This is a genomic window from Allobosea sp. LjRoot9, assembly GCF_964252745.1.
Classification (GTDB): Bacteria; Pseudomonadota; Alphaproteobacteria; order Rhizobiales; family Beijerinckiaceae; genus Allobosea.
The window spans coordinates 732,971-745,443 of sequence record NZ_CAXUPC020000001.1; the positions used below are offsets into that span (position 1 = coordinate 732,971).

Genomic DNA, 12,473 nt, shown 5'->3' on the forward strand with positions numbered 1-12,473 from the left:
TGGGCGTTGGAAGCATGGCTCATGCGAAAAACCGGTACCCCCGTTTTCGCGCCATGCTTCAGATCGGCTTGAGCACGCGCCGCAGGAAATCCTGGGTGCGCGGATGGCTCGGCGCGCCCAACACATCGCGGGCCGGGCCCTGCTCGACGATGACGCCGCCATCGAGGAAGAGCACGCGGTTGGCGACCTCGCGGGCAAAGCCCATCTCATGGGTGACGACGAGCATGGTCATGCCGTCCTCGGCGAGGCTCTTCATCACCTGCAGAACCTCGCCGACGAGTTCGGGATCGAGCGCCGAGGTCGGCTCGTCGAACAGGATCGCCTTGGGCTGCATGGCGAGTGCGCGCGCAATGGCGACACGCTGCATCTGGCCGCCCGAGAGCTGGCCGGGATAGGCATCAACCTTGTCGGCAAGGCCGACGCGGGCGAGCAGTTCGCGGCCCCGCGCCATCGCCTGTGCCGGCGGCTCCTTTTTCACGAAAATCGGGCCCTCGACGACGTTTTCCAGCGCCGTGCGATGCGGGAACAGGTTGAAGCGCTGGAACACCATCGCCATCGCGGTGCGGATGCCGATGATCGAGGGCTTGTCGCGCTCGACGCGGGCGCCGTCGATGCTGATCGTGCCGTCATCATAGGATTCGAGCCCGTTGATGCAGCGCAGGATGGTCGATTTGCCAGAGCCCGACGGCCCAATCAGGCAGACGACTTCGCCTTTGTCGACGCTGGCCGTGATGCCCTTGAGCACCGGGAAGGCGCCGAAGCTCTTGGTGACGCCAGCGATCTCGATCATCGGAGCGCTCATCGCCGCGTCCCCTTGCCGAAGCGTCGTTCGAGCCAGCTGACGAAGCCCATCAGCGGCAGGCACATCGCCAGATAGAGCAGGGCGACGAGCGAATAGACGGTCATGTTCTTGAAGGTCGAAGAGGCGATCAAAGTGCCCTGCAAGGTCAGTTCGGCGACCGTGATGGTCGAGGCCTGGGACGAATCCTTCAGCATCATCACCATGATGTTGCCGTAGGGCGGCAGGACGAGCCGGATCGCTTGCGGCAGGATCACGCGGCGCATGGTCAGGCCCCAGCCCATGCCAATCGATTGCGCGGCCTCGACCTGACCATGGTCGATAGCCTCGATGCCGGCGCGGAAATTCTCGGACTGATAGGCCGAGTACGCGATGCCGAGGCCGATGATCGCGGCCTGCAAGGCCGAGAGCGCGATGCCGAATTCGGGCAAGACGAAGTAGATGTAGAAGAGCTGCACCAGGATGGGGATGCCGCGCAGCGTGTTGACGATCACCTTCGCGATGGTCCCGAGCCAACCGATGCCTGACACCCGCATCAAGGCCCAGACGAGGCCGAGCACCGTCGAGAGCGCAAGCGAGCCCAGCGCCACGATCAGCGTGAATTTCACGCCCTGGAGCAGGAGAGGCAGGAACTGGGCGGCATCCCGCAGGAATATCTGCATAGGGTTCTGAGTGTCGGAGTGAATCTGGAAGGGTCTTGCGAATTTCGGGCCGCCCGGAATCCATCTAGAGCGTCATTCTCGGGCTTGTGCCCTGAGAATCTCATGACCAGAACGCTCTGGTTTACGAGATGGCCGGGTCAAGCCCGACCATGACGTGCCTCAGATCCCAGATCTTCGCGGAGTTTATCCTTGGGCGGATCGAAGATCGGACCCGAGGGCTGCGCCAGGAATGACGGCGCGGTCCTCGTGAAGAAAACGGCGATGCCGCTTACTCCAGGCCCCACTTCGCCAAAATCTTGTCGACCGAGCCGTCGGCCTTGAGCTTCGCCAGCGCCGTATTGACCTTCTTCAGCAGTTCGCCGTCGGTCTTGCGGATGCCGATGCCGACCGAACCCGTGATCGTCGGCTTGTAGGATTTCACCAGCCGAACATTCGGGAACTGCCCCTGCTTGAGCGTGTAGGCCATGATCGGTGCGTCGGCGAAGGCAGCCTGGACGCGGCCGGCGTTCACATCCGCCAGGATATCGGGCGAGGTCTTGTAAAGCTTCACTTCGCCGAAAAGGCCGGTCTTCTGCAGGACATCGACATAGGCGGTGCCGATCTGGGCGCCGACCGTGTAGCCCTTCATGTCGGCGAAGGAGACATAGTCCTTGGTGTCGGAGGTCGGGACCAGCAGGCCTTCGCCATAGGTGTAGATCGGATCGGAGAAGTCGATCACCTCCTTGCGCGGGGCCGTGATGTACATCGCGGCGGCGACCATATCGATCTTGTTGCTGGTCAGCGAGGCGATCAGCGTCGAGAACTGCATGCCCTCGACCTCGACCTTGAAGTCGGCGGCTGCGGCGATCGCCTTGATCAGGTCGACCATCACGCCCTCGATCGTGTTGGTCTTGGTGTCGAGGAAGGTGAAGGGCATGCCTGTCGGGGTCGAGCCGACCTTCAGCACGGATTGCGCCTGGGCGGGCACGATTCCGGAGGGCAAGACGCCCGCAGCCATCGCGCTGCCGGCCAGCATGGACAGGAAGGTCCGACGTTCCATCGCGATATCCCCTCGCTTACGGCGCGCTTGCTGCGCGTCCGGCCATGATTTTCATGTGCGTGAAGATACGAGCATAGGACAAACTTGCCCGCAAGCAATTTCATGTGCATGAAATAGAGGCGGAGATGGAGAGTTCATGAGCGCCCCTGCCGCCAGTGGAGCCAGCCAGCCGGTCGACCAGGAGATCGGCGCCGGCCTGCGCAGATTGCGGCGTGCGCGCGGACTTTCGCTGGTCGATCTTGCCGCCCGCACCAATCTGTCGATCGGGTTCCTCAGCCAGATCGAGCGCGGCCTGTCCTCGCCGACCCTGCGCGTGCTCGTCGGCATGGCGGATGCGTTCGGCGTCGGGCTAGCCGATCTTTTTCCCAATGCCACGCCGCCGCCTGAGCAGTCCGCGACCATCGTCCGCGGCGCCGACCGAAGCGAATTGCAGCTCTGGCGCTCGGGCATCCGCAAGCATTTGCTGACCCCGCTTTCGGAGAGCTCGAAGCTCAACCTCTATATGGTCGAGCTGGAGCCGGGCGCGAACACCGGCGACGAACCCTATACGCATCAGGGCGAGGAGGCCGGGCTCGTCATGCAAGGCGCCATGCTGCTCAAGGTCGAAAGCGAGAGCTGGACCTTGCTGGAGGGCGACAGCTTCCGCTTCCTGTCCTCGCGCCCGCATTGCTTCGCCAATGCGGCGGAGGGCGAGACGCGGGTGCTCTGGGTTACCAGCCTGTAGCATGCAACGATCGGAGCTGAAGCCCATGGCGAAAAGCGCGATTCTGCCGCTGCTCCTCATTCTGCTCGGCGTCTTCACAGGGCTGGCCAAGCCGCTGACGCCGCTCGGCGATTCCTATGGTCCCGGCTGGGCCGATCTGCTCAATGGCGGGCTGGGCTTCGTCTTCATCATAGCGGCGGCAATCGCGGCCATCGCTGGGCGCTCAAAGGCGCGGCCGTAGGGCTGAGCCCGGAGAGGCCTGGTCGGTCGCAGCACCCCATTTTGCAGGTCATCCCGGATGCTGCGAGGCGGAGATCCGGGATGACGTTGCGATTGGAGAGGGCTGTGTTCAGCCGCCGAGCGACATCTTCAGCGGCGGCTTGACCTCGGCCGGCAGCGGCGAGGTGTAGCCTTCCTTGCCCAGGCGCTTCTTGTGGTCGGCCTTGGCGGCCGCCATCAGAGAGGGGTCGGAGAGCACGGCCGCGCCGGTTGCCGCCATCGCCTTGGCGACATGGATCATCGCCTTGTGGGCAGCCGGCTGCTTGCCCTGCGAGACCACCTGCCAGGTGTGGAACGGCGTGCCGACAGCGACGGTGGGCGCATGCGCCTGCACGGTTGGCACGGCCCAGCTGACATCGCCGACATCGGTCGAGCCGATGGCGGGGTTGCGCTTGGCGTCCATCGGAACGAGGAAATCGGCCAGCGGCGCGCCCGAATCGTCCATGCCGATGGTGCGCCAGATCGAGGCGATCTCCTGCGGCGACAGCGTCTTGCGGATCTCCTCGGCGAAGGCCTTGTCGGCGTCGTCGAAATGCGGCGGGCCGAGCTCTTCCATGATCCCGTGCAGCGCCTGTTCGAGCGGCGGGTTGGCGAGCAGATCGGAGACGGCGCTGATGATGCGCATCTCCATCTTGGTTTCCGTCATCAAGGCAGCGCCTTCGGCGATCTTCTTCACGCGCTGGACGAGTTCGAGCATGCCGCGCAGATCGCGCGCGCGGATCGAATAGCGCACGCGGGCATGGGCCTGGACGACGTTTGGCGCGATGCCGCCGGTATCGAGCAAGGCGTAATGCACGCGCGCATCGCTGGGCATGTGCTCGCGCATGTAGTTGACGCCGACATTCATCAGTTCGACGGCGTCGAGAGCGCTGCGGCCGAGATGCGGGCTGGCGGCGGCATGCGCCGCGCGGCCGGTGAAGATGAAATCGGCGCGGGTGTTGGCGAGCGCCAGCGGCGGGGCGACCTCCCACCAGCTCGACGGGTGCCAGGTGATGGCGACATCGGCATCGTCAAAGGCGCCGGCGCGGACCATGAAGGCTTTCGCAGCGCCACCTTCCTCGGCCGGGCAGCCATAATAGCGCACGCGGCCGGGGATCTTGTTCTCGGCGAGCCAGTTCTTCATCGCGGTCGCAGCCAGCAACGCGGCCGAGCCGAGCAGGTTGTGGCCGCAGCCATGGCCATGCCCGGCCGCTTCGACCTCGCGGTGCTCGGCGAGGCCGGCTTCCTGGCTCAGGCCGGGCAGGGCGTCATATTCGCCGAGGAAGGCGATGACGGGGCCGCCTTCTCCGGCCTCGCCCATCACCGCGGTCGGGATCTCGGCGATGTTCTCGGTAATCTTGAAGCCCTGGTGCTTCAGCTCGGCGACATGCTCGGCGACCGAGCGCTGTTCGGTATAGCAGACCTCGGGCATGCCCCAGACGCGGTCGCTGAGTTCGATGAAGCGCTGCTTGCTCGCATCCACATGCCGCCAGAGATCGTTTCGGTTGTCCATGATCGTTTTCGCCTTGATGAGGTCGCGATATATGAGCCGGGCGGCCGCCGCCCGTCCAGTTGCTGAAAGCATGGCCGATGCCAGCCGACGCAACGTCATCGTGTCGGCGGATGTTGCCGGCGCCGGCCCGATGTCCTCAGGGGTGCTTGTGGATCGGGTCGACCCAGTAGACCGCCTCCGGCGCCTCGACCGGATCGACATCGGTGATGTTGACGACCACGGCCTCGTTGTCTGAGCGCACCAGCACGCATTCCAGCGCCTCATCGGGATTGGCGTTGATCTCCTGATGCGGCACGAAGGGCGGCACGTAGATGAAGTCGCCCGGGCCGGCCTCGGCGACGAATTCGAGCCGCTCGCCCCAGCGCATGCGGGCCTTGCCGCGCACGACATAGATCACGCTCTCCAGCTCGCCATGGTGATGCACGCCGGTCTTGGCGTTGGGCTGGATCGAGACCGTGCCGGCCCAGATCTTCTGGGCGCCGACGCGGGCGTGGTTGATTGCCGCCTGCCGGAACATGCCCGGCGTCTGCGCCGTGTTCGGGTCGAGCTTGTCACCGGTGATGACGCGCACGCCGTCATGTTTCCAGCGCGGCTCATCGTGGGGATGGTCGTGCGGATGGTTGTGATCGTGGGAATGATCGTGTCCGGACATGATCTCAGCCCTTCTTCGCCGGGCCGGTGGCGATCGGGCGCTCGCTCGAGCCCCATTCCGCCCAGGAGCCGTCATAGATGGCGCGCGCCGGCTTGCCGATCGTCTCCAGCGCGGCCGAGAGGATCGCTGCCGAAACGCCCGAGCCGCAGCTTGTGATCAGGGGCTTGTCGAGATCGACGCCGGCCTCCGCGAAGGCGGCCGCGATCGCGTCGGGCGATTTCAGCCTGCCGTCCTGCATGATGGCGGGGAAGGGCAGGTTGAGCGCGCCCGGCATATGGCCGGACCGCACACCCGCGCGCGGCTCGGGCGCCTCGCCGCGGAAGCGGTCGGCGGGACGCGCATCGACGACCTGGATCGTGTCGCTGCCGAGCGCACGCTCGACGTCGTCGGCGTCGGCGATGGCGGAATGGTCGAGGCGTGCGGTGAAGCTGCGGGCCGAGCGGGAGCGCGGCGGGCCTTCCTCGATCGGGCGGCCTTCCGCCTGCCATTTCGGGAAGCCGCCTTCGAGGATGACCACGTCCTTGGCGCCGAAGGTCTTGAAGGTCCAGCGCACGCGGGGGGCCGAGAACAGGCCGAGCCCATCATAGACGACGATGCGCATGCCGTCGCCGATGCCCATCGCGCCGACGGCTGCCGCGAAGGCCTCCGGCCGCGGCAGCATATGGGGCAGGTTGGAGCTGGTATCCTTGATGGTGTCGATGTCGAAGCGCAGCGCGCCCGGGATGCGGCGCTGCGCATATTCGGCATGCGGGTCGCGGCCATGGACGGGCAGGTACCAGGAGCCGTCGACCACGACGACATCGGGCGCGTTCAGGCGCTCGGCGAGCCATTCCGTGGAGACGAAGACGTTGTCGCTGGCCATGATCGGCATTTCCTTGACGTTGCGGCCGCTTATCGGCGGCTGGACCTGGCTTCAGAGCAATGCTCTCAACTTTTAGATTTTTGTTTTATCGCATTTTCTTCACGCGAACCGGTGTCCACTTCGCTCGAAAATGCTCTAGGCGAGCGCGATGCGGACACGCCGGTTCTGCTTGCCCTTCTTCTCGATATCCGTGACCGCGACAAGGCCGATCTCGGCGGTGTTGCGGACATGGGTGCCGCCACAGGGCTGCAGATCGATGTCGCCGATGGCCACCAATCGGACACGGCCCGAGCCGCGCGGCGGCTTCACCGACATCGTCTTGACCAGGCCCGGATTGGCGTCGAGCTCCTCATCCGTGATCCAGCTTTCGGAGACATCGGCGTTTCGGGCGATCAGGACGTTGAGCTTGTCGGAGATCTCGGCCTTGTCGAGGCCGCCTTCGGGAATGTCGAAATCGAGCCGCCCGTCGCCTTCGCCGATCGCCCCGCCCGTCACCGGATAAGATAATACGACACTGAGCAGATGCAGCGCAGTGTGGATGCGCATGCGCTTCAGCCGACGCTCCCAGTCGAGCACGACTGTTACGGTCTCGCCGGGGTGCGGGGCCGCCTGTCCTTCGAGGGGAACATGGATCACGCGGCTCTTGTCGTCGGGATCGTAGATCGCCGTGCCGATCGTAATCTCGCTGCCGTCGGCGCGAACGAGCTTGCCGGCGTCACCCGGCTGCCCGCCGCCGGTCGCATAGAACACCGTCCTGTCGAGGATCACGCCGCCGCGCTCATTTACGGCCTCAACGCGCGCTGACGTCTCCTTCAGATAGGCGTCCTGGCGAAACAGCAACTCGGTCGGCATTGGTCTGGTCGTCCCTGGGACGCGTCTCGTCGGCGCGGGTTGCGGAGATTGCACGGATTGGGCTGGCCGCGCCACAGCACTTTCTCTTGGGGGGACCGCGTAGCTATTCCGCCTGGCCCTTCCGTCGCAGGACGGCAGAGACTAGATAGCGCGGTGAATAGCGCGATGATCCGTCGGTAGCGCTCGGGAGCCTCGATGTCATTGCCGCGCATGCAGCCGAAGGACGGTGTCGCCTGGGTCACGGGCGCGAGTTCGGGCATCGGCGAGGCGGTTTCGCTCGAACTGGCGCGGCGGGGCTGGACCGTCGCGATCACCGCGCGTCGGCTCGAGCAGCTCGAGGATATTGCCCGGCGCGCGGAAGGACTGCCCGGCCGCATCGTCGCCCATGCCGGCGACGTGACCGAGACCGCCGCGATGCAGGCGGTGGTGGATGGAATCGAGAGCGTGCACGGCCCGATCGCGCTCGCGTTCCTCAATGCCGGCATTGCCCCTCACGTCCATTCCGGCGCGTTCGATCTTGCGGCCTTCGAGCAGGCTTTCGCCGTCAACCTGTTCGGCGTGGCCAAAGGACTGGCGGCCGTGCTGGAGAGCATGACGCGGCGCGGCCGGGGGCAGATCGCCGTCAACGCCTCGATCGCGGGCTATGGCGGCATGCCGCGCGGAGCAGCCTATGGCGCGTCCAAGGCAGCAGTGATCCATCTCTGCGAGGCGCTGAAATTCGACTGCGACAGGCTCGGCATCCGGCTGCAACTGGTCAATCCGGGCTTTGTCGACACGCCGCTGACCCGTGGGAACGGCTACCCGATGCCCTTGCTGATGCCGCTCGAGGAGGCGGCCCGGCGCATCGTCGACGGTTTTGCGCGCGGCGGTTTCGAGATTGCCTTCCCGCGGCGCCTGGCCTGGTTCGCCAAGGCGGTGAATTGTCTGCCCTATCCCGCCTATTTCTGGCTCGTGGCGCGATTGGTGCCCCGTGGCAAGTCAACGAGGCGCGAGAGAACCTGACTCCTTGGCCTGACCCTTTGGCCTGACCCTTGGCCTGCCCCCTTGCGGGACTAGCCGAATCCGCTGCCGGCCATGGCTGCGGAACGCCGTGCGCCGGCTGGCTATTTCATCGCATTTTAACCAGCGTGACGCTGATATGGTGCGCTTTGAACGCCCGTTTTTTCTCCTGCGCTCCGGAGAGATCTGCACTGAATGCGTCTCGATTCGCGTAACATCCAGATTCCGACGGTCGATGAAATCGAGCCGCGCCTGCGACTCTACGGAATCGACGATGAGTGTCGCGAACTGGCGCGGCAGCTCGCGCCTGAAGTCGGCCGTATCATCGAGCGCGTGATCCGGCACAATATCAGCATCACCAAGGACCATCTGAAATCGAGCCGGGCTTCGCTCGATATTCATGGCGAGGCGCTGACGCGCGCGGTCGTTTCGCATTTCAACGTGCTGTTCCAGGCGCGTTTCGACGAGAGCTATCTGGTCTCCCTCGAACAGATGCTGAAGGTCGAGTTCGATTCGATGATCGGCGCCAGGGCGCGGCTGCAGGTCGGCCAGAAACTGGTGCTTCCGCTGCTGCAGGCGCGCGCCGGGCGCGGCATGCGGCGCCTGCTCGGACAGGCCGTGTCGCCGCGCGATGCCGACCTGCTGATGCGGCTTCTCTATTTCGATCTGGTCTGCGCCATCGCCGTCGAGCAGCATGAGACGCGCCGCGCCGTCGTCGAGCGGCATATCTCTCTCGATGGGGCGCTCAAGACCTTCAGCCAGCGGACGGAAGCGCTCGGCACGACATTCGAAAGCAGCGCCCGCGAATTGACCGTGGCGGCGCGGCAGATGCTGGAGAAGGCGCAAGCGACGCTGGAGCAGTCGACCGAGGCCGAGGTCGCCTCGACCAAGGCCTATCGCCTGGCAGCCGAGAGCGCCGATACCACCAGCCAATTGCACCAGCTCACCAGCGATATGGGCGCGCGCTTGTCCGGCGCGGCAGAGGCGACGGCGACCAGCGTGGCGCATGCCTCCGACATCAAGGATTCGATGGCCGATCTGGCCGGGGTCATCGAACAGGTCGGCTCGATCGTGGCCGTCATCAAGCAGATCTCGGACCAGACCAACCTGCTGGCGCTGAACGCGACGATCGAGGCCGCGCGCGCCGGGGACGCCGGCAGGGGCTTCGCGGTCGTCGCCCATGAGGTCAAGAACCTGGCCGCGCAGACCGGGACCGCGACCCAGGCCGTCGCCGGGCAGATCGAGAAGATCGAGACCGCGGCGCGGCGCTGCGTCGGCAGCGTCGACGCCATCACCGACAGCGTCCAGACGATTTCGCGCCTCAGCAACGACGCGGTCGCCACCTTCGCCTCGCAATTCGGCCTGGCCGGCCGGATTTCGGAGGCCGCGCGCCTGATCTCGACGCAGTCTTCCGATGTGGTCAGCGGCGCGCGGCTCTCGAGCCAGGCCATGACGGAAACCATCGCGGCGATCGACCGGGTGGAGATGACGGCTCTCGGCCTCGCCAGAAGCGCGGAGACGTTGCGCGCCCTGGTCGGCGAGCTCGGCGCGACAGTCGCCGCCGCCTGATGCGTTTCGCATCCTGCTCTTGCATGTAAAAAACCGTGCCGCAGCGTGGCGCTGCGGCACGGCCTGGCTTGGACGATCGCTGATTTCGGCGATCAGTGACTTGGACGATCAGCGGTAATAGGGCCGGTCGTAATAACGGCGGTGGTGGTGACGCGCATAATAGGGCGGCGGGCCGCCATAACGACGTCCATAGGCCGGAGGGCCGTAGCGGCGCGGGCGATCATAGCGCCAGTCGCGATACTGGACCTGCTGGATGTCGCCGGCCGGAGCTTTGCTTGCTGGAACTTGGACCTCCCGGCTGGAGGCGAAGGCCGGCGCGGCCTCGGCGATCGCGGGCAGGAATGCCGCAGCACCAAGCGCCAGGGTCGCGGCGAGGATCAGTTTACGCATTGAATTCTCCTTCCGATGAATCGGCATAGGTCCGATCTACCTCGGTGCCGCGGAACTGCCGGTGAACGGAAAAGTTCACCTACGTTCAGGGAGCGACGGGGTCGCAAGGGGCGGCAAGGACCTGAAACGGATGATTGCGGAGACAGCTCCAGCGATCGCGCCGGAACAGGTGGTCACCGAGGGCCTGCGATGTGTTGGGGAAGGCCGGGCGATGACCCGGACGCTGTTCGAGGGCTGCCAGTGGCGGCACCAGGGAATCACAAGCCCGGCGCAAGCGAGCGCCGGGCTGTCCACAGGCTCAGCCTGCCTTCTTTCAGCCTGCCTTCTTGGTGACGATCGTGAGCAGCCCGTTCTCGCTCATCTGCGCGAAAAGGACATGGGTTGACGATAGTCCCTTGGCTTCCAGAGCCGATTTGATGGTTGGCGTGGAGTCGACCGAACTCCGGAGCTTTTGAAGCTCGCCGTCCCCGCGTTGGGCAACGATCTCGGTGACCTGCGATTGAGTCGCCGCCGGCAATTCACTGATGTCGACCACGTTGACCGATTGAATCGTCGGCGGGGCCGATGGGCTTTGAGGTGCGGATGTCGATGGGCGGCTGGGCTTGGGCGGGTCCGAGGGGGTCTGCGCGTTGGCGGCCATGGACAATGCGAGAGCGGCTCCGGTGGCCAAGGTTGTGATCATGCGCATGGACGTTCCTCCATCAGTTGCGGATGAACGGCCTAACCGACACCGCAAATGCGGTCGGATGCTGAACGGCAGCTGACCATTTCGTGACGATGTCGTGGCGAAGGCATCACATTGATGGTGTCTGGGGCTGCTGGCAGCCTGCACCCATCACGCAGTGCGACAGCAAAAAGGGCCTGGGCGAAAATCGCCCAGGCCCTCGAAATTGGTGGCTCCCGGAGCAGGATTCGAACCTGCGACCAATCGATTAACAGTCGATTGCTCTACCGCTGAGCTATCCGGGATCAGTGGCCGCCGTATACCCATGCCACCGGGAGCGCGCAAGCCCTTTGCGACGAAGTTGGCGGGAAAACGTCGGCTCAGCAATTTGCCTTGGGGTCATCCAGCGCGGCGCGGCGAGGATGGGTTGCGGGCCGGCCCGGCATGTGGTTATACGCCGTGCAAGATGTCTCGCCAGCGCGGACATCGGGAAGGCCTCGTGGCGGAGTGGTTACGCAGAGGACTGCAAATCCTTGCACCCCGGTTCGATTCCGGGCGAGGCCTCCAATTTCCCCGATCATATCGATGTCATGAGATGCGGTCCGCTCCGGCGGGCGCGGTGTCCTCGTGGCGTCACGCCGTGATGGCGTCATATCCTCCTCGCGTCTTGCCTTTTGGCGCGGCCTCGAACAAAAGCTGTCGGATCGGTCGATAGGCTTGGCTCGGGCCCCGGGCCATGGCGTATCGACCCGCTTTCGATGGTGCCGGCCGCGAGTCGCCGGCCTGATCGCAGACGGAGATTTCGGGACATGGACAGTTTCGCCGCGCTGCGCCGCATGATGGTCGATTGCCAATTGCGCACCTATGACATCACCGACCGGAGCGTCCTGGCGGCGGCCGATACGGTGCCGCGCGAGGCCTTCCTGCCCGATACGCTGTCATACTTGGCCTATCTCGACCAATCCGTACCGTTGCCCGGTACGGGGAGGGCGCTGATGACGCCGATGGTCGTGATCCGCATGATCCAGACGCTCGCCTTGCAGCCCGGCGAGGCCGCGCTCGAATATGGCGGCGGCACGGGCTATGGCGCAGCCGTGATGGCGAGCATGGGTGCGGTCGCGACGCTCTGGGAGCCGGATGCAGAGGCTGCCGCCCTGGCCGGACCGGCCCTGAAGCGGGCCGATGCCGGCACTGTTGCGCTGGCGGCCAAGCGCCCCGCTGACTACAGCTTCGACGTGATTCTGGTCGGCGGCGCCTGCGAGACCGGGCCCGACGAACTTTTCTCGTTGTTGCGCGATGGCGGTCGGCTCATCGCGGTCGAGGGGCTCGGGCGCGCCGCACGGGTAAAACTCTATCAGAAATCAGGAAAAACCGTCTCGGGGCGGCCGGTTTTCGACGCTGCGGCGCCGATTCTGGCAGAATTCCGCAAGGTGCCAGCTTTTGTTTTCTGAACGACAGGTGTCGCATTTTTGCGGCAGTGCGAAGCGGAAACCCGCTCTGCAACCAAGCCG

Annotated in this window: 14 protein-coding genes and 2 tRNA genes; 6 read left to right on the plus strand and 10 right to left on the minus strand. The window is 65.2% G+C overall.

Annotated features, from left to right (window positions below):
• Nucleotides 1-58: 58 nt before the first annotated feature.
• The 3 genes from ACSQ3P_RS03475 to ACSQ3P_RS03485 form a co-directional block, all read right to left on the minus strand.
• Complete coding sequence (locus ACSQ3P_RS03475; RefSeq protein ID WP_436165154.1) at nucleotides 59-790, minus strand: amino acid ABC transporter ATP-binding protein; 732 nt, start codon at nucleotides 788-790, stop codon at nucleotides 59-61.
• Between the two features lie 8 nt (nucleotides 791-798).
• Entirely contained in the window at nucleotides 799-1,461 is a 663-nt protein-coding gene (locus ACSQ3P_RS03480; protein ID WP_436164242.1) for an amino acid ABC transporter permease, read from the minus strand.
• Between the two features lie 268 nt (nucleotides 1,462-1,729).
• Nucleotides 1,730-2,482 carry an ABC transporter substrate-binding protein gene (locus tag ACSQ3P_RS03485; RefSeq protein WP_436165155.1) on the minus strand — a complete coding sequence of 251 codons (753 nt, stop codon included), beginning with the start codon at nucleotides 2,480-2,482 and terminating at the stop codon, nucleotides 1,730-1,732.
• A gap of 154 nt (nucleotides 2,483-2,636) precedes the next feature.
• Between ACSQ3P_RS03485 and ACSQ3P_RS03490 the strand changes: the two genes are divergently transcribed.
• Together ACSQ3P_RS03490 and ACSQ3P_RS03495 are read left to right on the plus strand one after the other, a co-directional pair.
• On the plus strand, nucleotides 2,637-3,224 hold the full coding sequence (locus ACSQ3P_RS03490) for a helix-turn-helix domain-containing protein (protein ID WP_436164243.1): 588 nt from the start codon (nucleotides 2,637-2,639) through the stop codon (nucleotides 3,222-3,224).
• Between the two features lie 25 nt (nucleotides 3,225-3,249).
• Complete coding sequence (locus tag ACSQ3P_RS03495; RefSeq protein WP_436164244.1) at nucleotides 3,250-3,444, plus strand: hypothetical protein; 195 nt, start codon at nucleotides 3,250-3,252, stop codon at nucleotides 3,442-3,444.
• 108 nt (nucleotides 3,445-3,552) lie between these two features.
• Here the strand turns inward: ACSQ3P_RS03495 and ACSQ3P_RS03500 are convergent, their stop codons facing one another.
• The 4 genes from ACSQ3P_RS03500 to ACSQ3P_RS03515 form a co-directional block, all read right to left on the minus strand.
• Complete coding sequence (locus ACSQ3P_RS03500) at nucleotides 3,553-4,974, minus strand: M20 family metallopeptidase (RefSeq protein WP_436164245.1); 1,422 nt, start codon at nucleotides 4,972-4,974, stop codon at nucleotides 3,553-3,555.
• 136 nt (nucleotides 4,975-5,110) lie between these two features.
• Nucleotides 5,111-5,626, minus strand: coding sequence for a cupin domain-containing protein (locus ACSQ3P_RS03505; RefSeq protein ID WP_436164246.1), 516 nt, complete (start codon nucleotides 5,624-5,626; stop codon nucleotides 5,111-5,113).
• Between the two features lie 4 nt (nucleotides 5,627-5,630).
• Nucleotides 5,631-6,488 (minus strand): 3-mercaptopyruvate sulfurtransferase, encoded by an 858-nt coding sequence (sseA, locus tag ACSQ3P_RS03510; RefSeq protein ID WP_436164247.1) that lies wholly within the window; start codon nucleotides 6,486-6,488, stop codon nucleotides 5,631-5,633.
• 135 nt (nucleotides 6,489-6,623) lie between these two features.
• On the minus strand, nucleotides 6,624-7,340 hold the full coding sequence (locus ACSQ3P_RS03515; protein WP_436164248.1) for an alanyl-tRNA editing protein: 717 nt from the start codon (nucleotides 7,338-7,340) through the stop codon (nucleotides 6,624-6,626).
• A gap of 195 nt (nucleotides 7,341-7,535) precedes the next feature.
• Here ACSQ3P_RS03515 and ACSQ3P_RS03520 point away from each other — a divergent pair, with 195 nt between their 5' ends.
• Together ACSQ3P_RS03520 and ACSQ3P_RS03525 are read left to right on the plus strand one after the other, a co-directional pair.
• A complete protein-coding gene (locus ACSQ3P_RS03520) occupies nucleotides 7,536-8,342 on the plus strand; it encodes an SDR family NAD(P)-dependent oxidoreductase (RefSeq protein ID WP_436164249.1) in 807 nt (268 codons plus the stop codon).
• A gap of 192 nt (nucleotides 8,343-8,534) precedes the next feature.
• Nucleotides 8,535-9,908 (plus strand): methyl-accepting chemotaxis protein, encoded by a 1,374-nt coding sequence (locus ACSQ3P_RS03525; RefSeq protein ID WP_436164250.1) that lies wholly within the window; start codon nucleotides 8,535-8,537, stop codon nucleotides 9,906-9,908.
• Between the two features lie 108 nt (nucleotides 9,909-10,016).
• Here the strand turns inward: ACSQ3P_RS03525 and ACSQ3P_RS03530 are convergent, their stop codons facing one another.
• From ACSQ3P_RS03530 to ACSQ3P_RS03540, 3 genes are all read right to left on the minus strand, one after another.
• Nucleotides 10,017-10,298: a hypothetical protein gene (locus ACSQ3P_RS03530; protein ID WP_436164251.1), complete on the minus strand. Its 282-nt coding sequence runs from the start codon at nucleotides 10,296-10,298 to the stop codon at nucleotides 10,017-10,019.
• A 313-nt stretch (nucleotides 10,299-10,611) separates the two neighbouring features.
• A complete protein-coding gene (locus ACSQ3P_RS03535) occupies nucleotides 10,612-10,986 on the minus strand; it encodes a hypothetical protein (RefSeq protein WP_436164252.1) in 375 nt (124 codons plus the stop codon).
• A gap of 206 nt (nucleotides 10,987-11,192) precedes the next feature.
• A tRNA-Asn gene (locus ACSQ3P_RS03540) sits at nucleotides 11,193-11,267 on the minus strand.
• A gap of 188 nt (nucleotides 11,268-11,455) precedes the next feature.
• Between ACSQ3P_RS03540 and ACSQ3P_RS03545 the strand changes: the two genes are divergently transcribed.
• Nucleotides 11,456-11,529, plus strand: a tRNA-Cys gene (locus ACSQ3P_RS03545).
• Between the two features lie 242 nt (nucleotides 11,530-11,771).
• The gene (locus ACSQ3P_RS03550) at nucleotides 11,772-12,413 is read left to right on the plus strand and encodes a protein-L-isoaspartate O-methyltransferase family protein (protein ID WP_436164253.1); all 642 of its coding nucleotides are present in this window, start codon (nucleotides 11,772-11,774) and stop codon (nucleotides 12,411-12,413) included.
• The last annotated feature ends 60 nt before the right edge of the window (nucleotides 12,414-12,473 follow it).